A 24,258-nucleotide genomic window follows, 5' to 3' on the forward strand; every position below is an offset into this window, starting at 1 on the left:
CGGGCCGGTCGATCCCGACCGGCCGTTGCAGGAAGCCGGACTGTCCTCACGGGACGCGATGAGCCTGACCGGCGACCTGGGCCAGTTCCTCGGCCGCCACCTCCCGGCGACCTTCGTGTGGCAGCACCCCAGCATCACCGCGCTCGTCACCGCACTGTCCACAGTGGACCATGTGCGCTCGGCTCCGGCCCCGATGGCAGCGGGGGAGCCGATCGCGGTCGTCGGCCTCGGCTGCCGCCTGCCCGGCGGCGTCGAGTCACCCGCGCAGTTCTGGCGGCTCCTCGACGCGGGTGCCGACGGCATCGGCGAGGTCCCCGAAGGCCGCTGGGAGTCCTTCGCCCCGGCCGACGCCCTCGCCGGACTGCCGCGCCGCGGCGGGTTCCTGGGTGACGTCGCCGGGTTCGACGCCGCGTTCTTCGGCATCACGCCCCGCGAAGCCGAGGCGATGGACCCGCAGCAGCGGACGCTGCTGGAGGTGACCTGGGCGGCCCTGGAGCACGCGGGCATCCCGCCCGGCTCGCTGCGCGGCACCCGGACGGGCGTGTTCGTCGGCCTGTCGGCCAGCGAGTACGGCTACCTCACGATGACCGACGTCACCGGCATCGACGCCTGGTCCGGCACCGGCGCCGCCGCGAGCATCACCGCGAACCGGCTGTCGTACCTGCTCGACCTGCGCGGCCCGAGCCTCACGCTCGACACGGCGTGTTCGTCGTCGCTGGTCGCCGTGCACCAGGCGGTGCAGAGCCTGCGCCGCGGCGAGAGCGAGACCGCGCTGGTCGCGGGCGTGAACCTGCTGCTGTCGCCGGGCATCACCGCGAACTTCCACCGCGCCGGGGTGCTGGCGCCCGACGGGCACTGCAAGCCGTTCGACGCCGGCGCGGACGGGATCGTCCGTGGTGAAGGCTGCGGCGTCGTCGTGCTCAAGCCGCTGAAGGCCGCCCGCGCGGCCGGCGACCGCGTGCTGGCGGTGATCCGCGGCAGCGCCGTCAACTCCGACGGCCGCTCCAACGGCATGATGGCGCCCAACCCGGACGCCCAGGCGGCGTTGCTGCGGGACGCCTACGCCGTCGCGGGCGTCAATCCGTCCTCTGTGGACTACGTCGAGGCGCACGGCACCGGCACCCTGCTGGGCGACCCGATCGAAGCCGGGGCGCTGGGCGAGGTTCTCGGCGCTGGCCGCGAACCCGGCCGCCCGTTGCTCGTCGGCTCGGTCAAGAGCAACCTGGGCCATCTCGAAGGCGCGGCCGGCATCGCCGGGCTGATCAAGGTGGTGCTGGCCCTGGTGCACCGGCGGCTGCCGCCGAGCCTGAACTACCACGAGCCCAACCCGCACATCGACTTCGACGGTCTCGGCCTGCGCGTGGTGGCGTCGGGCACCGGCTGGCCGCGGTACCCGGGCACCGCGCGTGCCGGCGTCTCGGCGTTCGGGTTCGGCGGGACCAACGCCCACGTCGTGCTGGAGGAGTGGCCCGCCGCGGCGTTCCCGCCCCGCGCCGGCGCCGACGGTCCGCGGATCTTCGCGCTCTCGGCCCGTTCGGCCGACGTCCTGCGTGCCCGCGCTGGTGAGCTGGCGGACTGGCTGGACTCGCCCGCGGGACGGGCCGTGCCGCTGGACGCCGTCGCGTCGACGCTGGCGACCCGGCGTGAGCACCTGCCCGTCCGGGCCGCCGTCGTCGCCGAGGACCGCGGCGCTCTCGTGAACGCGCTGCGCGACGTCACCCCCGGCGAAGCCCGGGGACGCGCGGACGTCGTGTTCGTTTTCTCCGGTTACGGCTCGCAGTGGCCGGAGATGGGCCGCCAACTGCTGGGGACCGAACCGGCGTTCCGCGCGGAGATCGACGCGCTCGACCCGGCCTTCCGCGCCGAAGCGGGGTTCTCGCTACGCGAAGTCCTTGCGGGGGAACAGGAGCTGCCCGACCTGGGCGCGACGCAGCTGGCGTTGTTCGGCATGCAGACCGCGCTGGCCGGGCTGTGGCGGGCGCACGGCGTTGTCCCCGCCGCCGTGCTGGGGCATTCGATGGGCGAGGTGGCCGCGGCCGTCGTCGCGGGCGCGCTGGACGTGACGGACGGGCTGCGCGTGATGGCGACTCGCGCACGGCTGCTCGCCGAGGTCGACGCGGCCGGCACCGGCGCGATGGCCGTGGTCGAGCTGTCCCCGGCGGAGCTGGCCGAGTTCCCCGACGTCACCGTCGCGGTCTACGCGTCGCCGACGCAGTGCACGGTCAGCGGGGACGCCGACCAGGTCGACGCGCTGGTCGCGCACGTCGAACGGCTCGGCAGGCTCGCCCGCCGTCTCCCGGTCCGCGGGGCCGGGCACTCGGCCGCCGTCGACGCCGTGCTCGACCGGTTCCGCTCGGACCTGGCCGGGTTGAAGCCGAGTCAGGCCGAAATTCCTTGTTACAGCAGCGTTCTCGACGATCCCCGTGAGACGCCGGCGTTCGACGTCGAGTACTGGGCCGCTAACCTGCGCCGCCCGGTGCGGTTCACCCAAGCCCTGGCGGCGGCGACGGACGACGGCCACACCGTGTTCGTCGAGGTCTCGCCGCACCCGATCGCGCTGGCCGCGGTCGAGCAGACCACCGGCGGCGCGGCGATCGGCCTGCCCACTGGCAGCCGCAAGATCGGCGAGCGGGTGGCGTTCCTGACGAGCCTCGCCCGGCTGCACGTCCTCGGCCGGCCCGGCGTCCTGGACCACGGCCCGCGCACGGCACCGGTCGAGCTGCCCGGCCCGGTCTGGCGGCACGAGCGGTTCTGGCCGTCGCGCCGACCCACCACTGGCACGCACCCGCTGCTCGGCGTCCACATCGAACAGCCCGGCGGCGACCTGCACCTCTGGCGCGGCGACGTCGGCACGGCGCAGCTGCCGTGGCTGGCCGACCACGCGGCGATGGGCGTTTCGCTGTTCCCGGCGACCGGCTTTCTCGAACTCGCGCTCGCCGCCGGGGACCGGATCGGTGATCTGGAGCTGCACCAGGTGCTGCCGCTGGAGGAGCACACGGAGGTGACGACGAGCCTGGCGGGCGGGGAGATCAGCGTCCACGCCAAGTCCGCGCACGGCTGGGTCCGCCACGCCACGGCGCGGGTCCTCGACGGTTCACCGCCGTTGATCCCGTTCGGCGCTGTGACCGGCGAAGCCGTCGACCTCTACCGGGTTTTGGAGGACCTGGGCCAGAGCTACGGCCCGGCGTTCCGCGGCCTGCGGCGAGTCGTGGCCGCACCGGGCCGGGCGTCGGCGTCGATCGCGCTGCCGCCGGAGGCCCGGGACCACCCGGCGTACCGGCTGCACCCGGCCCTCGCCGACGCCTGCCTGCACGCACTGGCCGCCGCGACCGGCGAGGCTTTGGGCGACGCCGCGGGCCTGTACCTGCCGCTGACGATCGGCGAGGTCACGCTGGCCGGTGACCCCCGCGGTGGCGTCCGGGTGGACGCCGTCCTCGACTCGGTCGACGAGTCGGGTGACGGGCTGCTGGGCAGCGTCCAACTAGTCGACGCCGACGGTGCGGTGCTGGTCCAGTTCCGGGACGTCTACTGCCGGCGCTTCCGGCGCCCGACGCTGCCGAGCCTGGTCTTCGAGGCCGGGTGGGAGCAGGCCGAGCTGCCGCCCGTCGCGGCGGACGGGACGCACAGCCGGGTCGTGCTCCTGGACGCCTCGCAGCCGTGGCCGGGCACCTTGGGCGACGACTCCCAGCGCACGGTCTCCCTGGGCGACCGCGAAGGCCTTGCGAAGGCGCTTCGCACGGGCGAGGTGACCAGTGTGCTGGCGATGGTCGGCTGCGCCGCCGAACTGGGCACACCGGACCCGTCCCGGGCCGCCGCGCAGATCCTGAGCTTGGCAGGGGTGGTCGCCGAGCTGGCGTCGTTGCCGACGCCACCACGGTTGTGGCTGGTCAGCGCCGGTGCGGCAGCGGTCGAGCCGGGCGAAACGGGCCATCCGGAGCTGGCGGCGCTGCGGGGCTTGGTGCGGGTACTGGCGTTCGAGCACCCGGAGCTGAGGGCAACCCACCTGGACTTCGACGCCGAGCCGGACCCGGCGCGCCTGTGGCTGGCCAAGCTGCAGGACGAGATCCGAGCGGACGCCCCGGACGACGAGATCGCCTGGCGAGAGGGCATCCGCTACACGCGGCGCCTGGTGCGCCCGGATCTCACCGAGCGACCGCGCCTCAGCAGCCCCGACGGCAACCACCCGGCGATCGCCTCGACGCCGCGGGTTCCGGCCGATGGGGTTGCGGGGCGGAATGGCCACGTTCGCACGCAGGTCGCGGAGGCATCGCGAGGCTCCTTGGGCAGGATTGACGAGCGGGATGGCAACCGCCCGGCTGTCGCCGAGGCGTCGCAGGGCTCGGTCGGCGGGATCGCGGGGCAGGGCCGTGTGCGTATCGAGGTCACCGAGCCGCCGCGGGTCCCGGTCGGGGTGGCCGAGCGGGACGGCAACCGTCCAGCCTCCGAGGTGCGACGGCGTTCGGGCGACCGTGATGCCGCACCCGTCGTTCGGGACGGTGCCTACCTCGTCACCGGCGGGCTGGGCGGCCTCGGCCTCGTCGCCGCGAAGTGGCTCGCCGAACGCGGTGCCACTCGCCTGATCCTCTCCGGGCGTCGCGGCCCCACCCCCGACACCGAAGCCTTCCTGCGCGACCTCGGGGTCGACGTCCGGATCGTCACCGGGGACGTCGCCGAACCCGGCACCGCCGAACGGCTCGTCGCCGCCGCGGGGGAGCTGCCCCTGCGCGGGGTGCTGCACGCCGCCGGCACCCTCGCCGACGAGGCCGTGATCGGACTGACCGAGGAAGCCGTCGAGAGCGTCTGGCGGCCCAAGGCCCTCGGCGCCTGGCGGCTGCACGAAGCGACCGCGGGCCTCGACCTCGACTGGTGGCTCGTCTACTCCTCCGCCGCCGCGCTGTTCGGCTCCCCGGGCCAAGCCGCCTACGCCACCGCCAACGCCTGGGCCGACGCGCTCGTCGCCTGGCGACGGGGGCGGGGACTGCCCGCCGCGACGATCAACTGGGGTGCCTGGGGCGAAGCCGGCGCCGCCATCGGCAGCCGGAACCCCGTGCTCGAGCCGCTCGGCACCGCCGAAGCCCTTGACGCCCTGGAAGTGATCCTCGGCAGCGATCGCGAAGCGACCGGCGTCGCCCGCGTGGATACCGACACCGTGCTCGCGCTGTTTCCGCGGCTGGCCGAACGCCCGTTCTTCGAGCTGTTCGTCCCGGCCGAAAAGCCCGAACCGTCCACATGGGACGGCATGGCCGCGCTACCGAAGAACGACCCGGAGCAGGCACGCAAGGCGATGACCGACCACCTGGCGGCGCTCGTCGCCGGGCTCATGGGGTTCCCCCAGGGGGAGATCGACCGGCACGCGCCGCTCACCAGCCTCGGCCTGGACTCGCTGATGGCGATGCGGGCCCGCGGCGCGGTGGAACGCGACTTCGGCCTGCCGCTGCCCGTTCCCCTCCTGCTGCGCGGTGCGAGCCTGACCGAGATCGCCGGGCACCTCGCCGAACAGGCCGGGTTCGGCGCGGGCACACCGGCCGAGCCGAGCCACACCGTGCTCGGGCCGCGGGATCCCGCCGAACGGTGGGTCGCCCGGCACTGGCAGGCCGTGCTCGGCGGGCCGGAACCGGGGGTCTACGACGAGTTCGGCGGCAACGCGGACCAAGCGAAAAGGCTGCGGGAAGCCTTCACCGAGGACCTCGACGACGTCCCCGACGCCGACCGGCTGTTCGCCACGCCGACCATCGCCGCGATGGCCGACCTGGTGCGCGCGGAGGTCGAGGGCTTCGGCGGCGGCCCGGTGCGGCTGCTGCGCGACGGCGTCGCGGCCGACCCCGTCTTCCTGTTCCACCCGGCCGGCGGCCCGACGAGCGTCTACCAGGAGCTCGTCCGCCTGCTGCCCGAAGGACAGCCGGCCTACGGGCTGGAGCGGATCGACGAAGAGGACACCGTCGAGGGCAAGGCGGCGTGTTACGTCGAGCTCCTGCGCGAGATCCAGCCGCACGGGCCGTACCGGCTGGGCGGCTGGTCCTTCGGCGGCTGCCTCGCCTACGAGACGGCCAAACGCCTGACCGCGGCGGGGGAGAGCGTCGACGTCGTCTTCATGATCGACACCATCCTGCCGCTGCCCGCGCCTAAGACCCAAGGCCTGCTCCTCGATCGCTTCGACCGGTTCGCCGAGCACATCGAGCTGACCTACGGCGTACCGCTGGAGATCCCGCGAGCCGAACTCGAACAACTCGGTGAGCACGACCAGATCCGGCTCGTGATGAGCCGGCTGGCCGCCCAGGTGCCCGGCATGGGCCAGGGTGTGCTGCACCACCAGTACACGTCCTATGTGGACGCCCGGGTCGCCGAACGCTACGAACCCGGACCGTACGCCGGGAAGGTCCTGCTGCTGCGCGCACAGGACCCGCACCCGCTGACGACCACGCTCGACCCGCGGTACCTGCGGACCGACGACCCGCTCGGGTGGGACGCGCACTGCGCGGACCTGGAGATCGTCCGCGTGCCCGGCGACCACCTCTCGATGATCGACCCGCCCCACGTGTCGGTGATCGCGGACGCCCTGTCCGCCGTGCTCACCGGACTGCACGCAGGAAAGGGATGACGATGACGCTCGAAGACCTCTCCTTCGCGCCGACGACGTCGTTCCGGATCGCCGACCTGGCCTCGCGTCAGGACGAGGTCGTCCGGATCGCCGAGAAGCGCGCGATCGACCGGCAGCACGCCAAGGGCAAGCTGACCGCCCGCGAACGAATCGACCTGCTGGTCGACCCGGGCTCGTTCGTCGAGCTCGACCAGTTCGCCCGGCACCGCTGCACCGAGTTCGGGATGGACGCCAACCGCCCCTACGGCGACGGCGTCGTCACCGGGCACGCCACTGTGGACGGACGGCAGATCTGCCTGTTCTCCCAGGACTTCAGCGTCTTCGGCGGCAGCATGGGCGAGGTCTTCGGCGAGAAGGTCCTCAAGGTGATGGACCTGGCCATGACGCTCGGCTGCCCGGTCGTCGGCATCAACGACTCCGGCGGCGCGCGGATCCAGGAAGGCGTCGTCTCGCTGGCCTACTACGCGGAACTTGGCCGCCGCAACGCCCACGCGTCCGGCGTGATCCCGCAGATCTCGATGATCATGGGCCCGTGCGCGGGCGGCGCCGTCTACTCACCCGCCATCACCGACTTCACCGTGATGGTCGACGAGACCTCGCACATGTTCGTCACCGGCCCGGACGTGGTGCACGCCGTGACCGGCGAACGCGTGACCGCGCAACAGCTCGGCGGCGCGGGCACCAACAGCGAGGTCGCCGGCAACGCTCACCACCGGGCCGCCGACGAGCACGACGCGATCGAGTGGGTCCAGACCCTGCTCGGCTACCTGCCCTCGAACAACCTCGACCCCGCGCCGGAATACGCCGACGACACCGCGCCCGAGCTGACGACGTCGGATCTGGAACTCGACCGGATCGTCCCGGACTCGCTCAACCAGGCCTACGACATGACCGAGGTGATCACCCGGCTGGTCGACGACGGCGACTACACCGAGATCCACAGTGCCTTCGCGCCCAACATGATCTGCGCGTTCGCCCGGATCCAGGGCCGCTCGGTCGGGATCGTCGCCAACCAGCCCCGCCACCAGGCCGGCGTGATCGACATCGACGCGTCCGAGAAGGCCGCGCGGTTCGTGCGGTTCTGCGACGCCTTCGGCATCCCGCTGCTCACCCTCGCCGACGTCCCCGGCTACCTGCCCGGCGCGGACCAGGAACGCGGCGGCATCATCCGCCGCGGCGCCAAGCTGATCTACGCCTACGCCGAGGCGACAGTGCCGAAGGTGACCGTGGTGACGCGCAAGGCGTACGGCGGCGGTTACGCCGTGATGGGCTCCAAGCACCTCGGCGCCGACGTCAACCTGGCCTGGCCGACCGCCGAGATCGCGGTGATGGGCGCGGAAGGCGCGGTGCAGGTGCTGCACCGCCGCGAACTCGCCGGGCTGCCCGCGGCGGAGCAGGCCACCGCCCGGCGCCGCCTCACCGAGGAGTACCGCGAGCGCCACGCGAGTCCTTACCTGGCCGCGGAACGCGGTTACGTCGACCAGGTCGTCGCCCCGTCGCAGACCCGCCTGCAGGTGGCCCGTGCGCTGCGCACGCTGCGGAACAAGCGGCAGACCCTGCCGGCCAAGAAGCACGGGAACATCCCCCTGTGAGAACGGAGTACCGATGAAGCTTCAGCGGGCCGGACTGGCGGCGCTCCTCACGGCCGTGCTGATCGGCGCGAGCACGGCGTCGGTGGCCGCCGCGGCCCCGGTCACCGCCGACGACGGCGCGAAGGTCACCCAGGAGACGTGGCTGGACGCGCGCACCGTCGACCTCAAGATCAGCTCACCGGCGCTGGGCACCACCGGGATGGTCCGGCTGATCGTGCCGGTGGGCTGGCAGGCGCAGCCGGCCCGGACCTGGCCGACGCTCTACCTGCTGCACGGCTGCTGCGAGCCGGTGGACTACCAGTCCTGGGACCAGTTCACCGACGTCAAGGCGTTCACCGCGGACAAGGACGCGATCGTGGTCATGCCGACCGACGGCGCGGCCGGGATGTACACCAAGTGGTGGAACTTCGGCCTGAAGAACACCCCCGACTGGGACACGTTCCACACCGCCGAGGTCCGCCAGATCGTCGAACGCGGTTACCGCGGCGGCACGCGCCGGGCGGTCGCCGGCGTGTCGATCGGCGGGTACGGCGCGCTCGCGTACGCCTTCCAGCACAAGGGGATGTTCGGCGCGGCGGCGTCCTACAGCGGCGTGCCCAACACGCTCTTCCCGGGCACCGCCGGGGTCATCAAGGGCATCCTGGCGCGGGCGGGGTTCTACAACTTCTTCGACCTCTGGGGCGACGAGGTGGCGACCTGGCCGATCTGGTCGGCGCACAACCCCTACGACCACACCGACGCCCTGCGCGGCACCGCGCTCTACCTCTCCTGCGGCAACGGCCAGACCGGCCCGCTCGACCCGCCCGGGCAGTCCGACCCGCTGGAACCGTCGGCCCTGCTGACGTCCCAGAGCTTCACGGACAAGCTGAGGTCGCAGGGGATCCCGGCGACCGTCGACTACTACGGCCCCGGCACCCACAGCTGGCCGTACTGGCAGCGCGCCCTGCACAACTCCTGGCCGATCCTCGCTAACGCGCTCGGCCTGCCCGCGTGAAAATCCCTTCCCCGATGGAGGTTTCGGTGAAACGCAAACTGTTCCTGGCTCTGCTGAGCCTGTCGCTGCTGGCGGCGGGCGTGGCGATCGCCGGCTCCCCGGCCACCGCGGCCCCGACCGCCGCTCCGGCCGCGGTGGGCCTGCCCGGGCCGTTCGACGACTCCTTCTACAAGGCCCCGGCCCCGCTGCCGGCCGGGCAGCCCGGTGACGTCATCCGCTGGCGCCCGTCGGTGCCGCTGATGAACGCCGCCAACGCCGACGCCTGGGAGGTCATGTACCTTTCGACCAACGGGCAGGGCCGGCCGGACGCGGTGACCGGCACCATCCTGGTCCCGAAGGGCGTCGACCCGGCGAAGGCGCCGATCATCGGCTACGGCGTCGGCACGCAGGGCCCGGCGTTCAAGTGCACGCCGTCGAAGGCGATCGAGCGCGGCACGCTGTACGACCAGCCGGCCATCAACGACTCGCTCTCCAGCGGGTACGCCGTCGCGATCACCGACTACGAGGGCTATTCGCCGACGACCGTGCCCACCTACATCACCGGGCAGTCGATGGGCCCGGCCGTGATCGACTCGGTCCGCGCCGCGCAGCGGCTCACGCCGACGAAGCTCTCGAAGACCGCCAAGGTGATCTTCCAGGGCTACTCGCAGGGCGGCGGCGGAGCCATGTGGGCGGGGGAGAAGCAGCCCACCTACGCACCCGAGCTGAACCTGGTCGGCGTCGCGGCGGGCGGTGTCCCGGCCGACCTGACCGAGGTCGCCAAGGGCCTCGACGGCTACGTCGGGTTCGGCTTCCTCGCCTTCGCCGCGGTCGGGCTGGACGCCGCGTACCCGGACCTGAAGCTGGACTCCTACCTCAACGACACCGGCCGCCAGCAGCTGAACGACGCCAAGCAGAACGCCTGCGTCGTCGAGCTGCTGACCAACTACCCGTTCAAGAAGATCAGCGACTACACGACGTCCAACCCGCTGGACACCCCGCAGTGGAAGGCGCGGCTGGCGCAGAACAAGCTCGGCGCGAACCCGCCGCGCGTGCCGGTGTTCCAGTACCACGCGAGCACCGACGAGATCGTCAACACCCCGCAGGCCGACGCGCTGCACAAGACCTACTGCGCCGCCGGGGTGCGCGAGCAGTGGAACACCTACGTCTCCGACCACCTGTCCGGCATCTTCGCCGGCAACGGGGACGCGCACCAGTGGATCGTCAAGCGGTTCAACGGCGACCCAGCCCCGTCCAACTGCTGACCGGCCGCACGTGCACGACGAGCAGCAGCAGGACCTGGCCGCGCGGCTGCGCGCGTGCCGCGAAAGCCACGGGCTGACCCAGCGCGCCGTCGCCGGCCGGCTCGGCGTGCCGCGGTCGGCGATCTCCGGGATCGAGGCGGGCACGCGCAAGGTCGACAGCCTGGAGCTGAAGGCCCTCGCCGCGCTCTACCGGCGCCCGGTCGGCTACTTCCTCGAGGAGCCGGCCGGGTCGCCGTCCGAGCCCGCGCGGCTGCTGCGGCTCTACCAGTGCCTCGCCGAGGGGGACCGCACCCGGCTGGTCGAGTACGCCGAACTGCTCGAAATCGCCCGCACGGCAAGGCGTTTCTCCGTTCGTTAGGTTCCGTCACCATCCACAAAGGAGTGGTCACCATGACGAAGTCCACCACGGCTCTGCGTTCCCTCGGTGTGCTGGCGGTCGCCGGTGCGGCCGCCGCGGCGCTCGCGGCACCGGCGTCCGCGGCGGTCGTCCCGGTCAACCTGGACTGCCAGGCGAACGCGCCGATCGTCGGCCCGCAGCAGGCGAACCTGACCCAGGGCACCGACGTCACGGCGCCGGCCACGGTCGCGCCGGGCGCCGCCTTCGACATCGTGGTCGACCCGGCGCCGAACACCGTGCCGGCCACGGTCGCGGGCTTCAAGCTCAAGCAGGTCAAGAACTTCGCGCTGAAACTGCCGGTGCCGGCGAACTCGACGTACGTCGGCTCGTCCCTGTCCGGCGGCTCGGGCCTGGGGTCCGGCACGCCGGCGATCTCGGTGTCCGGCGGGGTCGCGACGCTCAGCTTCGCCGGCCCGATCGCCGGTGGCGCCGCGTTCGAGCTGCCGACCATCACGTTCCACCTGACGGCCGGCACGTCGGGCACCATCCAGACGAAGCTGGCGGGCACGAGCTACAACGACCCGGGGCTCACGTTCACCTCGGTGGTCAACCAGATCTTCGACATCTCCGCCCCGACCGCCTGTTTCCCCAACCCCAGCCCGGTCTTCACCACCACGGCGATCGGCTGACCGGATCGGGGCCGTGGTGGCCGGGTGAGCCTCTCCCCGGCCGCCACGGCCCGTTCACGCGACGTCGAGCGGCCGGGTGCCCCGCAGGCGGTGGGCGTGCAGCGCGAGCTGCATGTCCAGCCGCTGCGCCGGGTCGTTGAGCCGGTCGCCGAACAGCTCGGTCAGCTGGTTGAGCCGGTAGCGCACGGTCTGCGGGTGGACCTTGAGCACCTCGGCGATCTCGGGGGTGCTGCCGCGCCCCTCCAGCCACGCCATCAGTGTCTCGCCGAGCCGGTCCTGCTGCTTCGCGGTCAGCCCGGTGAGCGGGCCGAGGGCCGTGCGGGTGAGCTCGGCGAGCAGGAAGTCGTCGTGCATCAACCACACCGTGCTGAGGTGCTCGGCGCTGTGCACGACCGGGGCCGGGTCGATGACGCCCTCCCGCACCAGCTGCAGCGTCCGGGACGCCCACCGCAGCGACGTCGCCGCCTCGGCCGGCGGGACCCGTGGCCCGACCGCCAGGTGCCAGCCGCGCAGCGCCGGCTGCAGGAGCCGCAGGTCGCGTTCCAGGTTGGCGGAGAGGAGACACGGCTGGGTGCTCTCGAGGTCGACCAGGACGTCCGCGGGCAGCGACGGGCCCGGCTCGTCGTCGTGGTGCCGGTCGGCGGGGGCCTGCAGGGCCACGGCGTTGACCCGCTCCGGGAGCGGCCAGCCGGCGGCCTCCGCCGTCGCGGCGACGGTCTTCGGGGGCGAGGGCGGGGTGGCCAGGAGCAGGTCGAGCAGCCGGCGGCGACGTCGTTCGAGCGTGCCCGCGGCCTGCGTCTGGGCCACCGTGTAACCCTCGACCGAGTACGAGGAGATCTCCTCGATCACCGCGAAGATCGCTTCGGCGCAGACGCACAGCATCGGGGTGGGCATGCCGGTGCGCTGGCCCCACGCCGCGATGTAGCGCCAGGCGGCCTGGCCACCGACGCGGTAGGACGCCTGCAGCGAGTCGAGGCTGCCGCCGCCCTTGTGGACGCCCCGGCCCACCTCCCGGAAGAGCTCGTCCCACTTGTGCCGGCCGGGCGGGCGGCCGCCGATGCTGTCGATGGAGCCGATGACGGCCTCCTCGATCGCCTTGATGATGACCGTGCCGAACCCGCCTTCGAGGGGCTTGGCGTACTCGGGCACCTCACGCTGGATGGCTTCGAGGATTTTCTTGCCGAGGTTGTCCGCGTGCGGGCGGAACCGCCGGGCGACCTCGCCCGGCAGGGACACCCACAGCGTCCGGGCCTGGCTGCCCGTCTCCGCCGGTTCGCTCATGCCGGAGCTCCTTCCCCGGTCATGGACTCACGCGCGTCGCGGCCGCGCAAACCGGGCGGTCCGAGCCTGAGGTGAGGTGATGAAACCCGGCGACGCCGTTGTTGCGCGGCTGCTAAAGGCCCGCCGTGTGCGACGATCGGGGCATGGGTGCGCAGCGGTTCGACGCCGTCATCACCGCTGGTCCGCGCGGTGCCGGCCGCATCGCGGTGCCGTTCGACCCGGACGCGGAGTGGGGCGCGAAGGCCGACCACCCGGTCGGCGGCACGATCGGGGACCGCCGCGTCCGCGGCCGCCTGACCCCTCGTGACGGCGGCTGGGAGCTGACCGTGACGCCGTTGTGGCTGCGCGACACGGCCACGGCGGTCGGCGACGAGGTGACGGTCGTGCTGGCCCCGGAAGGCCCGCAGCGCGGTGACCTCGCCGACGACATCGCGGTGGCCCTGGCGGCCGACCCCGCGGCCGGCGCGTTCTTCGACACGCTGGCCCAGTTCTACCGCAAGGCGTACCTGCGCTGGATCGACGGGACGAAGGGTCGCCCGGACGTCCGCGCGGCCCGGATCACGGAGGTGACCGGCCTGCTCGCGGCCGGGATCAAACAACGGCCCCGGCCGTAGGAGGCTCGTCCATGCCGCCGGAAACGCGCTTCGACAGCACCCGGATCGAAGCCGCCCGCGGGGTGATCGACCCGGTCTTCCTCGACACTCCGCTGTACCCCTGCGACGCACTCGGGCGCGCGCTCGGCTGCCGGGTCAGCGTCAAGCTCGAGACGGCGAACCCGGTGCGCAGCTTCAAGGGCCGCGGCACCGAACTCGTGGTGAACGGCCTGGCCGGGCCGGCCGCGGTGTGCGCCAGCGCGGGCAACCTCGGCCAGGCCCTCGCCTGGTCCGCCCGTGACCGGGACGTGGCCGTCACCGTCGTGGCGTCGCGGTCCGCGCCGGCGGCCAAGCTCGACCGCATCCGCGCGCTGGGCGCCGAGCTGGAACTGGTGGACGGCGACTTCGACGTGGCCCGCGAGCGGGCGGTGGCCATCGCGGGGGAGCGGGGGATCCGGCTGGTCGAGGACAGCCTGGACGTCGAGACGTGCGAGGGCGCGGCGACGATCGGCCTGGAGCTGACGGACACCACGCCGTCGTTCGACACCGTGCTGATCGCCCTCGGCGGCGGCGCGCTCGCCACCGGCGTCGGCCACGTCCTGAAGGAGCGCGCGCCCGCGGTGGACGTGCTCTGCGTCCAGCCGGCGGGCGCCCCGGCGATGACGCTGTCCTGGCGCGCCCGGCGGGTCGTCACCACGGACTCGACCAGCACCATCGCCGACGGCGTCGCGGGCCGGCTGCCGCTGGCGGAGGTCCTGGCCGACCTGCTCCTCGTCGCCGACGACGCCCTGCTGGTGCGGGAGGAGTCGATCATCGCCGGGATGCGGCTGCTGCTGGAGCACGCGGGCCTGGTCGTCGAGCCGTCGGCGGCCCTCGGCGTCGCGGCGATCCTGGAGGACCCCGAGCGGTTCGCCGGACGGCACGTGGTCGTCCTGGTCTGCGGCAGCAACGTCGACCTGCCCGCGTATCACCGCTGGCTCGGGAACGCGTAGAACCGCAGGGCGACTTCGCGGGTGCCCGGCGCGGGACGGCGCGGCTGGTGGCAGTACGGCGCGAGCATTTCCCGGTACGCCGCTTCGAGTTCCCGCAGCTGCGGCTCGGTCACCCGGACCGAGGCCCGCTGCGCCCTGGCCCACGAGCCGAACTCGTCGCGGTGGGCCACGGCCCAGGTCAGCAGGCTCAGTTCCCGCTCGTACAGCTCGTCGAGGTAGGCCGCGACCAGCGACCGGTGCGGCTCGTCGAACTCGTCGGGCCGGGGTTCGCGCAGGTACTGCGGGGTCGCGTGCCAGACGCCGTCCCCGTGCCGCTCGGCGTAACCGCCCGCGGCCAGGACCTCGAGTGACGCGGCGATTTCGGCCGGCGGGCGGCCGGTGGTGGCGGCCAGGTCGGCCGCCGAGGCGGGCAGCGCCCGCAGCACCCGCCCGAGCGCCGGGTCGGTGTGCACCTCGACGTCCCGGGAGGACACCGCGCGCCGCGGTGTCCCGGCCAGCAGCCGTCGCGCCGCGACCAGCAGCACCACGGCAATCGGCAGCTCGCCGAACCCGGCCAGGAGCACGCTCGTCCACCGGTCGGGCGAGGCCCAGTCGAGCAGGACGTCGAACCAGGCGTCGCAGCACAGCAGCGCGGCGGTCGCGGAGAGCAGTGGCACCGCGGCCCGGCGGCGGAGCAGCCCCAGCCAGGCGCCGCTCGCGAAACAGCACAGCAAGGCCACGTCGAAGCCCACCCAGGCCGTCCGCCACTGGCCGGTGTCGTACCGGTCGGGCAGCGTGTGGGCGAGGTAGACCGTCCACGGGACCAGGCACACGGCCGCCGCGCCGAGGAACACCAGCATCATCCGTCGGATCATGCCCCGAAGTTAGAGATCCGGCCCGGTGCCGGCATCGGGGATTCCCCTGATTCCGGCCGGTTCTAGGAGAGCCGCCGCACCGTCAGGCGGACCGAGCCGCGGTTGCCCGGGTAGCCGAGCCAGCTGTCGTTGGCGTAGGCGTGGAAGTAACCCGGCTTGCCGTTGGTCCAGCTGGCCAGCCCGCTGCCGATGAGGAACGGGTCGTGGGGCTGCTGCACGTCCTGCTCGTCGAGGTGCTGCGCCGCCACCGCGCCGATCAGCGCCATCCACGGCTCGGCCTCGCAGCGGCGGCCCCCGAAGGAGCGCACCTTGCCGTTTTCGTCGAGCTTGGCCAGCCGCGCCTGCAGCCAGGCCGAGGTCGTGGCCAGTGCGTGCAGCAGGTCCTGCAGGTCGAGCCGCGACGTTGTTTCGGCGCCGTCGGGGTGGTGCGCGACCTTCCCGTCCAGCCAGGTGCCTTCGGCGCCGAACGTGTACTCGCCGGGCTCGAGGTAAAGGCCGGTCCAGTTCCACGGCTTGCCGGCGTAGACGTCGACGGTCGCGGACTCGCCCGCCGCGAGCCGGCGGCCCTCGCGGTAGGGGCCCGCGGTGATCGGCGGCGCCGCCTGCCGTTCCCAGGCGGACGGCGCGAGGTCGGGGGAGCCGGGGGTGATGAACGGGAAGGCCCGCGGCGCCGGGCACAGGACCGTGTAGACGCTCCGGAGCGAGTTGTGCAGCACGTCCTGGGGATCCGGCCTGATCTGGTCGACCATGGCCTTGTCGAAGGTCAGCTCCGTCACGGATTCGACCTCGTCGATCATCCACTTCAGCGCGCCGTCGGACAGCCCGGTGCGGTCGTGCCCGCCGCCGACGTCGCTGTGGTCGCCGGGGAACCAGACCTGCTTCGCGGTGCGCCCGGGCCCGATCTCGGCCAGGTTCGTCCACAGGGTCGGGGCGAACGGGCCGCGCATCTCGTCGATCGCGAGCGCCTGGCGGGCGTGTTTGACGTGCTCGCCGAGCTTGGTGTCGTGGAACCGGGGGAGGTGCCCGGCCCGGTCCTCGAAGAACTTCAGCGGGCCCAGCCAGTCGGGGATGCCGAGGGAGCCGACCGTGTCCCAGACCCCGAGGAACTCGATCGGGACGACGTCGGCCGTCGCTTCGGCGCCCGCGCGGTAGTCCTCGTCGAACAGCTCGCCGACCTTGGCCCAGAACCGGTTCGGCCCGGCGGTCTTGAGTGATGGCGGCAGGCCGCACTTGCCGAGCATGCCGCCGAGGCTGCGGACGGTGAACGCCCCGCGGCTGAACCCGAACAGGTAGATCGCGTCGCCGGGTTGGTAGGTGCGCGCGAGCCAGGCGTAGGCGCCCTTGACGTTCTCCGAGAGGCCCTTGCCCACCAGCCCGCCCTGCAGGTGGTCGAGCATCCCGGGCCCGGTGCCGACACCCGGGTGGTAGTAGCGCAGCTGCGTGTCCCCACGGGCCACGGCGTGGTGGAGCCTGGCCACGTTCGTCGGCGCGGGCTGGCCCTGTTGCTGCTGGTCGGGCGTGTTCCACGTGCCGTCGCAGCAGACGACGAGATGCCGCTTCGGGGTGTCCGGCTCGCTCATCTGACCACCTTCGATCCACTCGGGATGCTGGGGGAGTCGCGTCGATCTCCCCCGTGGTTACAGTCCCGGCGGGTGCAGGAGGCGGTGAGCGGCCGCGGAGATACCGGTGCCGGGCGGCCGCGCCGCCCGGCACCGGGTCCTCAGGACGTGCTGCAGAGGACGCCGTTCAGCGTGAACGACGTCGGCAGGATGTTCGGGCCGCCGTAGTCGGCGGTGAAGCCCGGATCCGCGCTCTCACCCGGGGCCAGTGCCGTGGCCGAGGTGACCGTGACGGTGGTCCCGGTCTGCGTCCAGGTCCCGTTCCAGCCGCCGGTGAGGTGCTGGCGCCCGGTCGGCCAGGTGAAGGTCAGCGTCCAGTTCGGCGCCGGTTTCGGGCCCGTGTTCGTGAGGTGCACCCCGCCGACGAACCCGCTCGACCAGTCGGTGACGTCGGACATCCGCGCCGCGCAGTCGCTGCGCGCCGGGGTGCCCGTGGTGAACGTCAGCGGCGGTGAGGCCCAGGAGACCTTCCCCGCGGTGTCGCGGGCCAGCACGTTGACCGTGTACCGGCTGCCCGGGACCAGGTTGCCCACGGTGAACGACGTTCCCGGCGTCTCGCCCCATTCCTCGCTGGTCGCGCCGGTGGTCCGGTAGACCTCGTACTTCGCGACCGGGCGGCCGCCCGGCGTGGCCGCGGGCCAGGTGAGCGTCGCCGTGCGGTCGGTGACCGGGCCCGCCGACACCGTGCCGGGTGCGGCCGGGGCGCCGGTGACCGCGGTCGCCGGGTGCAGCACCAGGGTGGTCAGGGAGTACGGCGGCAGCGTCCGGCTCGCGCTGCTGCCGCCCGTGCTCTCCGCGATCGACGTCGCGCCGTTGGTGAACGTGAGCACCTGCGACGCGGTGGCCGCCGGGACATAGCCCGCGTAGTCGAGCGCGACCGTGTGGGCGTTCCCCGGATCCTTGTTGAGCAGCAGCACCGAAAGGTCGCCGTCGGGCCGGCGGGCGGCGTGCGCGGCGACCAGCGGATCGCTCGTCCCGGTCCGCACCAGCTGGTCGCCGGGGCGGGCGAACCGCCCGAACATCGCCAGGCCGTGGTAGGGCGCGAACGGCGTGTTGAGCGCGGGTTCGCAGACGCCGCCCAGGCACGTCGCGCTGGAGAGCAGGCCCATGTCGCCGTAGTCGGTCTGTCCCTCCACTGTGGACACCTGGGTCGCACCGTTGTGGGTGTCCCACCAGTCGACGGTGAACACGCCGTTCTCCAGCATCGCGCCGTAGGTGTCCGCGGCGAAGAGCGCGCCCGGCTGGGTGTTCATGCCGACCGGGGTGTTGGTCTCGGTCAGCGCGATCCCGATCCGCGCGGAGTCCGCGCCGGCGTACTGCCCGATCTGGCGCCGGACCACGTACATCATGTCGCCGACCTGCTCGGTCCTGGTCAGCGCGTCCGCCGCCGTCGCGCCGCTCGGGTACCAGTGCAGCACGACGAAGTCGACGTGCGGGCCGGCGATCGACAGGACCGTCTGGTTCCAGGACGCGGCGTCGCCGGCACCGACGATGCCGTCCGGCCAGTTCGCGGGGGTCGAGAGAACCGCGCCGATCTTGACCGACGGGTCGACGGCCTTCATGGCCTCGGCGTAGGCGACGACGCCGTTGGCGTACGCCGTGGGGCTCTTGTCGGCGTGGTCGTCGGCTTCCCAGTTCGCGCCGTAGTGGCCGTTGCCGTAGAGCTCGTTGCCGATTTCCCAGTACCGGGCGCCGTAGCCCTGGGTGACGTTGGCGTACCGGACCCAGTCCGCGGCTTCCTGCGGCGTGCCGGTGCCGTAGTTGGCGATGATGATCGGCTGGGCGCCGGCACGCCGGACGCCGCCCATGAAGGTGTCGAAGTCGGTGCCCGGCGCGACGTAGCCGCCCGGCGCGGTGTTGTCCTTCCAGTGGTAGATGTCGCCGTAGGAGCCGCCGGGGTAGCGCAGCATCCGGACGCCGGCGCCGCCGAGCAGGTCGGCCACGGTGTCGGTGCCGAGCTGGCTGTCCCAGACGGCGTGGTTGGCCCCGAGCGCGGTGTCCGGCACCGTGGCCAGGCCCGCCCGCGCGTTCACGGTGACGGTGACGTCCGGCTCGGCGGCCGCGGCCGGCGTCACCCCGGGCAGTGCCCCGAGGAGCACGGCGACCGCCGCCAGGGTGGCGCGGCGAAGTGGTCGAGCTGTCATGGAACCCATCCTCACTCGTCCTGGATCGAACGGAATGCAGATGGCTGAGAGCGCTCCCAGAAAGCGAACCACCGGGACCGCCGGAAGTCAACGCCGGGTGTGCCGCGGCGGCCCGTCCGGCCGCCGCGGCACCCGGTTCACCAGCTGGACGGGACGTAGGCCCAGCCGAGGTAGTCCGACCGCTGGGCGTAGGTGCTCGTCTGGTACACCGACGGCCCGGTGCTGATCGCGACCCCGCCGCCCAGCGCGAGCATGATGTGCCCGTTGCTGGTGGTGCTCGTGAAGAAGACCGCGGCACCGGCCGGCGCGACCGAGCCGGTGTGGATGCGGCCGTTGCTCTTCTGCCACTGGTAGTGCGTGGTCGCGGAGGCGAACCGGCCGCTGGTGCCGAAGGAGCGTTCGACGAACAGCTCGCACTGGTTGTTCCAGTCCGTGTGACCCAGCCGCGCCTTGGCGAACGCGATCGCGCTGTCGGCCCGCGGGTCCGCGGGGCTCGCCGAGCCGCCCGGCTTGAGGCCGTCGGTGTCGCAGTGTGGCACCCCGGCGACGAAGCCCTCGGTCCCGGTCTTGACGTACTGGTCCGGCACCCACAGGTTGTCGGCGGTGAAGTCCCAGATCTCGTCCGACGCGGTGGCCTGGCAGACCACCGGCACCGAGGCGCCGGTCAGGTACTTGTTCGCGACGTTGCCGGCCGCGTCCGACGCGTCACCCTTGTGCGCGCGGCCGTTGAGGTCCGCCTTCGCCGGGAACGCGTGCGGTGTCGTGCACTGCGGCGCGACCATCGACGTCGAGCCGGTCTTGACGTAGGCGTCGGGGATCCACAGGCCGTCGGTGGTGAGGTCCCAGACGCTGCTGCCGCCGTAGGCCGGACCGGTGTCCTGGCAGGCCAGCGTCACCGACGTGCCGGCGGGGTACATGTTCGCGATCCGCTGCGCGCCGACCGCGACGTCGGGGTCCTTGACGGTCCGGCCGTCCACTGTGGTCGTGACCGGATAGGCCGACGCGGCCTGGGCCGCGGGAGCGGCCAGCCCGGTGACGGTGAGGGCCAGCCCGATCGTGGCCACGGCCGCCTTGAGTGTGGTTTTCATGGGCCGATCGTCGGAGGTGGCCGTACAAGAGACGTACAACCGGGGTGGGCACCTGGTCGGTGCCCACCCCGGTCGTCGTCAGCCGACCTTCTGGATCTTCGGGTTGCGGATGAGCTGCTTGCCGGGTTCGTGGATCTGGTTGAATGCGGCGTTGTTCAGCAGCGCGCAGCTGCCGGACGTCGAGGTCACCGGAACCGTGATGGCCTTGTCGTTGTCCAGGTTGGTGACCTTCAGCATGGTGCCGACCGGGAACTGGTTGCTGGACGCCGAGGGCGTGCCGCCGTCACCGGAGAGGGTCACGGTCGAACCGGGGCAGACGACGGCTCCCGCAGCCTGGTCACCGGCAGCTTGGGTGTCGGTGGCCTGGGCGCCGGCGGCTTGCGTGTCGGTGGCCTGGGTGCCCGTCGCCGCGGCTTGCGCTACACAATCTGCTGCGACGGCCGCGGCCTGGTCCACCGCCTGCTGGTCGGCGCCGCCCGCCGCCTTGTCCTTGGCCTTGCCCTTCTGCTCGCCGGCCCCGTTCTGCGCGGTGGCCATGCCCTGCTGCTGACCGGCAGCGGCAGCGTTGGGATCGGCAGCGGCAACACACTGGAGAATGGCCGCACAATCCTGCCCGGCGGCGACGTCCTGAGCCGCCATACCCTGCTGGGCCGCGTTCGGGTCGGCCGCGCCGTTCTGGTCGGCCATCCCGTTGCCGGCGGCGCCGTTCTGCGTGCCGTTCTGCCCGTTGGCCATGCCGTTTTGAGCCGCGCCGTTCTGGTCGGCGGCCCCGGCCGCGCCGGTCATCGCTTCCTGATTGGCCATGCCGTTGGCGTCCACGGCCGCGGCTTCCTGAGCCAGGCACTGCTGGACGACCGCGCAGGCCGCCCCGTTCTGGTCGGCCGCGGCGTTCTGGTCCGCCACGTTCTGCTGGTCGGCCATCCCGTTCCCGGCGGCGCCGTTCTGGTCGGCCGCTCCGGCGTTGTCCTGCTGCGCGGCCATGGCGTTCTTCTTGGCGGCCATCCCGTTTTGGGCCCCGCCGTTCTCGTCCGCGGCCTTGTTCTTGCCCGCCATGCCCTGCTGGTCGGCCATGCCGTTCTCGGCGGCGCCGTTCTGCTTGGCGGCCCCGTTCTTCTTGCCGCCCATGCCGTTCTGGGCCGCGCCCTTGTCCGCCGCCGCGCCCTTCTGGTCCGCGGCCATGCCCTTCTGCTCGGCCACCGCGGTGCCGTCGGCGGCTCCGGCCACCGCCGCGCAGTCGACCGCCGCCTGGTTGGCCGCCACCGCTCCTGCGCAGCCCGCGGCCTGGCGCCGTTGCTCGATCTGGTCGACCACCGCCTTGCGGTTGGCTATCCGGGCCGCGGACTGGGCGTCCGGGGCCGCCTGCTGGCTCGCGATGAAGCCCAGGTTGTTCTGCAACGCCGTGTCCAGGCCGGCGCAGTTCTCGGTCGCCGCGTTGCTCGCCGGGCTGCTCAGGGCGATCGCCGTGGCGGTCGCCCCCGCGACTCCCAGCAGGGCGACGAGTCCGATCGTCGCCGGTTTGCGGTGTCGTCCGGTCGTGCGCTCGTGGGGCATCAGCCCCTCCTCTCGGGTCGCCACCTCACCACTGCACACGGGAGATCACTCGGAGTGGTTCAGGCAGATTCCCCTTCGGCGGCGAAAACGCCCATCATCCAAGCAAAACAGCATCAGTGTCCATTGTGGACCAATGTGCCCCTATCAGACTCGAAGTCATGGCGAGGTGAACTGTCGTCGCCCCGGCCCGGCGTTGCGAATGCTCTAACCGTCAAAGAAGATGTTGACAGGTTAGCACGGCTCGTCTAACCTTCGAAATCGGGCCAGGTGGTTAGGCGGCCGGCAGTCCCAGCATCTGGGTTCTGTCGTACCCCCTGGTTAGGGTTCGTTCGTCTGGATCATGGAAAGAGGAGTGTGGGCACGTGCGCTGGAGCCGGACCATCCGAATCACCGCGTCGGCGGCGGTGGCCGTCCTCGGCCTGACCGCGTGCGGGGGCGGGGACACCGGCCAGCCGGCCGCGCCGGGCAAGGGCGGGGCGCCGATCGTCGTCGCGTCGTTCAACTTCACCGACAGCCAGATCCTGGCCGAGATCTACGCCGGTGCCCTGGAGGCGAAGGGCTATCCCGTCACCAGGAAGCTCAACCTGGGCTCGCGTGAGCTGATCTACCCGTCGCTCAAGTCCGGTGAGCTGCAGTTCATCCCGGAGTACCAGGGCTCGGCGATCACCACCGGCTTCGGCAAGGAGCCGGTCAAGGACGCGAAGGGCGAGCACGACCAGCTGGCGAAGCTGTTCGAGCCCGACGGCATCGGCCTGCTGGACTACGCGCCGGCCGAGGACAAGAACACCTACATCGTCAAGGCCGACCTCGCCCGGTCGAAGGGCATCGCGACCATCGGCGACCTGAAGAAGCTCGACAAGGTCGTCCTGGCCGGCGGTCCGGAGTGCGAGAAGCGCCTGACCTGCTTCAAGGGCTTCACCGACATCTACAAGCTGACGAACGCGTCGTTCCAGACCGTCCAGGAGATCGGGCCGCGCGTGCAGCAGCTCAACTCGGGCGCGGTCACCGTGATCCCGGTGGACTCGGTGAGCCCGTCGGCCGGCGACCCCAAGTACGTCGCGCTCAAGGACGACCTGAACATGGTGCCCACGGAGAACGTGGTGCCGGCCGTGAGCAAGAAGGTGCTCGACGCGCGGGGCGCGGACTTCGCCGCCGTCGTCAACGCCGTGAGCGCGAAGCTCTCCACCGACGGCATGCGCGAGCTGAACAAACGCGTCGACTCCGACGGTGAACCCGCCGCGGACGTGGCGAAGGACTGGCTCTCGCAGCAGGGGCTGGCCTGACATGCCGGACGAAACGGGACAGCTGCACTTCAACGCCTTCATCTGGCCGAACGGCTACCACGAGTCCGCCTGGCGCGTGGTCGAGGACGACGTCCGCGGGGTGCTCGGGCTGCCGTACTACGCGGACATCGCGCGCACGGCCGAGCGCGGTCTGATGGACACGATCTTCCTGGCCGACAACATCGCCATCGCCGAGTACCGGGCCACGCACCTGCCGCAGACGCAGTTCGACCCGATCTCGGTGCTCTCGGCCCTGGCCGCGGTCACCAGCCACATCGGGCTGATCGGCACCGGCTCCACGACCTACAACAAGCCGTGGGAGCTGGCCCGCCGGTTCGCGACGCTCGACCACCTCAGCGGCGGCCGGGCGGGCTGGAACATCGTCACCACGATCACGCCGCTGGCCGCGGCGAACTTCGGCGAGCGGGCCCACCCCGACCACGCCGACCGCTACACGCGGGCCCACGAGTTCGTCGACGTCGTGACCCGCGCGTGGGACAGCTGGGCCGACGACGCGGTCGTCGGCGACCGCGGGCGCGGCGTGTGGGCGGATCGCACCAAGCTGCACGCACCCCGCTTCCACGGCGAGTTCTACGACGTCGAGGGGATCCTGCCGTTCCCGCGCTCCCCGCAGGGGCGCCCGGTGCTGGTCCAGGCCGGGCAGTCACCGGCCGGCATCGCGCTGGCCGCCCGGTACGCCGAGCTGGTGTTCTCCGGGCCGCCGTCGCTGGAGGCCGCGGCCGCGTTCCGGGCCGAGCTCCACGCCCAGGCGGCCGCCGCGGGCCGCGACCCGGCGCACGTGCTGGTCCTCCCGGCGCTGATGGTGACGCTGGGCGGCACCGAGGCCGAGGCGCAGGAGAAGGCCCGGCGGCTGGAGGAACTGGCGAGCCCGGAGTTCCGCTGGCAGAACATCCTGTACACGGCGGGGCTCGACCCGGACGGGTTCGACCCGGACGCGCCCCTGCCCGCCGAGCTGTGGAGCGGAACGTCGAACGTGTCGAGCCGCGCGGGGGAGCTGTTCGCCCTCTCGCGCGCGCAGCCGGAGGCCACGCTGCGCGAGGTGGCCCTGCAGCTCAAGAGCGGCGCCGGCCAGTCCCACTTCGTCGGGACGCCCGAACAGCTGGCCACCCACGTGATGGAGTGGCAGGACGCCGGCGCGGTCGACGGCTTCACCATCATGGGCTCGACCCTGCCCTACGAGCTGACGGCGTTCGTCGACCACGTCGTGCCCATCCTGCAGCGCAAGGGCCGCTTCCGCACCGAGTACGCGGGCCCGACCCTGCGCGATCACCTGGGGCTGGCGCGCCCCGCCGCGGGAGGTCGATGAGCCGACGGCTGACCGCGGGCCGCCCCGGTGTGGACCAGTCCGGTTTCGGTGAGCGACCGGTCGGCGGCCCGC

At 72.5% G+C, this 24,258-nt stretch carries 16 protein-coding genes; 10 read left to right on the top strand and 6 right to left on the bottom strand.

The features are described from left to right. From ACGFMK_RS26910 to ACGFMK_RS26935, 6 genes are all read left to right on the top strand, one after another. On the top strand, nucleotides 1-6,598 hold a 6,598-nt coding region (locus ACGFMK_RS26910), incomplete at its 5' end, for a beta-ketoacyl synthase N-terminal-like domain-containing protein (protein WP_392768594.1). Then, a complete protein-coding gene (locus tag ACGFMK_RS26915) occupies nucleotides 6,595-8,190 on the top strand; it encodes an acyl-CoA carboxylase subunit beta (RefSeq protein ID WP_392768596.1) in 1,596 nt (531 codons plus the stop codon). The genes ACGFMK_RS26910 and ACGFMK_RS26915, both read left to right, overlap by 4 nt. A 13-nt stretch (nucleotides 8,191-8,203) precedes the next feature. Next, nucleotides 8,204-9,184, top strand: a complete 981-nt coding sequence (locus ACGFMK_RS26920) for an alpha/beta hydrolase (protein ID WP_392768599.1) — start codon at nucleotides 8,204-8,206, stop codon at nucleotides 9,182-9,184. A 14-nt stretch (nucleotides 9,185-9,198) separates the two neighbouring features. Beyond that, entirely contained in the window at nucleotides 9,199-10,428 is a 1,230-nt protein-coding gene (locus tag ACGFMK_RS26925; protein WP_392768602.1) for a lipase family protein, read from the top strand. Between the two features lie 10 nt (nucleotides 10,429-10,438). Then, entirely contained in the window at nucleotides 10,439-10,786 is a 348-nt protein-coding gene (locus ACGFMK_RS26930; RefSeq protein WP_392768605.1) for a helix-turn-helix domain-containing protein, read from the top strand. Between the two features lie 32 nt (nucleotides 10,787-10,818). Further along, complete coding sequence (locus ACGFMK_RS26935) at nucleotides 10,819-11,454, top strand: cyclase (RefSeq protein ID WP_392768607.1); 636 nt, start codon at nucleotides 10,819-10,821, stop codon at nucleotides 11,452-11,454. Nucleotides 11,455-11,508: 54 nt separating this feature from the next. On the opposite strand, the gene ACGFMK_RS26940 is transcribed toward ACGFMK_RS26935, so the two are convergent. Continuing rightward, on the bottom strand, nucleotides 11,509-12,735 hold the full coding sequence (locus tag ACGFMK_RS26940) for a helix-turn-helix domain-containing protein (RefSeq protein WP_392768609.1): 1,227 nt from the start codon (nucleotides 12,733-12,735) through the stop codon (nucleotides 11,509-11,511). A 143-nt stretch (nucleotides 12,736-12,878) separates the two neighbouring features. On the opposite strand from ACGFMK_RS26940, the gene ACGFMK_RS26945 reads away from it, so the two are divergent. Both ACGFMK_RS26945 and ACGFMK_RS26950 read left to right on the top strand, forming a co-directional pair. Further along, nucleotides 12,879-13,349, top strand: coding sequence for a YdeI/OmpD-associated family protein (locus tag ACGFMK_RS26945; RefSeq protein WP_392768612.1), 471 nt, complete (start codon nucleotides 12,879-12,881; stop codon nucleotides 13,347-13,349). Between the two features lie 11 nt (nucleotides 13,350-13,360). Next, nucleotides 13,361-14,320 (top strand): threonine/serine dehydratase, encoded by a 960-nt coding sequence (locus ACGFMK_RS26950; RefSeq protein ID WP_392768615.1) that lies wholly within the window; start codon nucleotides 13,361-13,363, stop codon nucleotides 14,318-14,320. Here ACGFMK_RS26950 and ACGFMK_RS26955 read toward each other — a convergent pair. The 5 genes from ACGFMK_RS26955 to ACGFMK_RS26975 all read right to left on the bottom strand — a co-directional run bounded on the left by ACGFMK_RS26955 (nucleotide 14,296) and on the right by ACGFMK_RS26975 (nucleotide 21,576). Beyond that, a complete protein-coding gene (locus ACGFMK_RS26955; protein ID WP_392768617.1) occupies nucleotides 14,296-15,174 on the bottom strand; it encodes a hypothetical protein in 879 nt (292 codons plus the stop codon). The two genes, ACGFMK_RS26950 and ACGFMK_RS26955, sit on opposite strands and share 25 nt — an antisense overlap. Before the next feature lie 62 nt (nucleotides 15,175-15,236). Continuing rightward, complete coding sequence (locus ACGFMK_RS26960) at nucleotides 15,237-16,754, bottom strand: DUF2235 domain-containing protein (RefSeq protein WP_392768620.1); 1,518 nt, start codon at nucleotides 16,752-16,754, stop codon at nucleotides 15,237-15,239. A gap of 140 nt (nucleotides 16,755-16,894) precedes the next feature. Further along, nucleotides 16,895-18,937 (bottom strand): cellulose binding domain-containing protein, encoded by a 2,043-nt coding sequence (locus tag ACGFMK_RS26965; RefSeq protein ID WP_392768622.1) that lies wholly within the window; start codon nucleotides 18,935-18,937, stop codon nucleotides 16,895-16,897. Nucleotides 18,938-19,074: 137 nt separating this feature from the next. After that, the gene (locus ACGFMK_RS26970) at nucleotides 19,075-20,025 is read right to left on the bottom strand and encodes a hypothetical protein (protein ID WP_392768625.1); all 951 of its coding nucleotides are present in this window, start codon (nucleotides 20,023-20,025) and stop codon (nucleotides 19,075-19,077) included. Nucleotides 20,026-20,103: 78 nt separating this feature from the next. Further along, a complete protein-coding gene (locus ACGFMK_RS26975; RefSeq protein WP_392768627.1) occupies nucleotides 20,104-21,576 on the bottom strand; it encodes a hypothetical protein in 1,473 nt (490 codons plus the stop codon). A 362-nt stretch (nucleotides 21,577-21,938) separates the two neighbouring features. On the opposite strand from ACGFMK_RS26975, the gene ACGFMK_RS26980 reads away from it, so the two are divergent. Together ACGFMK_RS26980 and ACGFMK_RS26985 are read left to right on the top strand one after the other, a co-directional pair. Continuing rightward, nucleotides 21,939-22,859, top strand: a complete 921-nt coding sequence (locus ACGFMK_RS26980; RefSeq protein ID WP_392768630.1) for a glycine betaine ABC transporter substrate-binding protein — start codon at nucleotides 21,939-21,941, stop codon at nucleotides 22,857-22,859. Nucleotide 22,860: 1 nt separating this feature from the next. Continuing rightward, nucleotides 22,861-24,186, top strand: a complete 1,326-nt coding sequence (locus tag ACGFMK_RS26985) for an NtaA/DmoA family FMN-dependent monooxygenase (RefSeq protein WP_392768633.1) — start codon at nucleotides 22,861-22,863, stop codon at nucleotides 24,184-24,186. Nucleotides 24,187-24,258 lie beyond the last annotated feature (72 nt).

It is taken from the genome of Amycolatopsis sp. NPDC049252 (assembly GCF_043197175.1).
Classification (GTDB): Bacteria; Actinomycetota; Actinomycetes; order Mycobacteriales; family Pseudonocardiaceae; genus Amycolatopsis.

What these genes read in the sequence shown, in the direction of transcription:
- ACGFMK_RS26915 (WP_392768596.1), top strand. Translation starts at nt 6,595, where the DNA reads ATGACGATGACGCTCGAAGACCTCTCCTTCGCGCCGACGACGTCGTTC.
- ACGFMK_RS26920 (WP_392768599.1), top strand. Translation starts at nt 8,204, where the DNA reads ATGAAGCTTCAGCGGGCCGGACTGGCGGCGCTCCTCACGGCCGTGCTG.
- ACGFMK_RS26925 (WP_392768602.1), top strand. Translation starts at nt 9,199, where the DNA reads ATGGAGGTTTCGGTGAAACGCAAACTGTTCCTGGCTCTGCTGAGCCTG.
- ACGFMK_RS26935 (WP_392768607.1), top strand. Translation starts at nt 10,819, where the DNA reads ATGACGAAGTCCACCACGGCTCTGCGTTCCCTCGGTGTGCTGGCGGTC.
- ACGFMK_RS26940 (WP_392768609.1), bottom strand. Translation starts at nt 12,735, where the DNA reads ATGAGCGAACCGGCGGAGACGGGCAGCCAGGCCCGGACGCTGTGGGTG.
- ACGFMK_RS26945 (WP_392768612.1), top strand. Translation starts at nt 12,879, where the DNA reads ATGGGTGCGCAGCGGTTCGACGCCGTCATCACCGCTGGTCCGCGCGGT.
- ACGFMK_RS26950 (WP_392768615.1), top strand. Translation starts at nt 13,361, where the DNA reads ATGCCGCCGGAAACGCGCTTCGACAGCACCCGGATCGAAGCCGCCCGC.
- ACGFMK_RS26955 (WP_392768617.1), bottom strand. Translation starts at nt 15,174, where the DNA reads ATGATCCGACGGATGATGCTGGTGTTCCTCGGCGCGGCGGCCGTGTGC.
- ACGFMK_RS26960 (WP_392768620.1), bottom strand. Translation starts at nt 16,754, where the DNA reads ATGAGCGAGCCGGACACCCCGAAGCGGCATCTCGTCGTCTGCTGCGAC.
- ACGFMK_RS26965 (WP_392768622.1), bottom strand. Translation starts at nt 18,937, where the DNA reads ATGACAGCTCGACCACTTCGCCGCGCCACCCTGGCGGCGGTCGCCGTG.
- ACGFMK_RS26970 (WP_392768625.1), bottom strand. Translation starts at nt 20,025, where the DNA reads ATGAAAACCACACTCAAGGCGGCCGTGGCCACGATCGGGCTGGCCCTC.
- ACGFMK_RS26975 (WP_392768627.1), bottom strand. Translation starts at nt 21,576, where the DNA reads ATGCCCCACGAGCGCACGACCGGACGACACCGCAAACCGGCGACGATC.
- ACGFMK_RS26985 (WP_392768633.1), top strand. Translation starts at nt 22,861, where the DNA reads ATGCCGGACGAAACGGGACAGCTGCACTTCAACGCCTTCATCTGGCCG.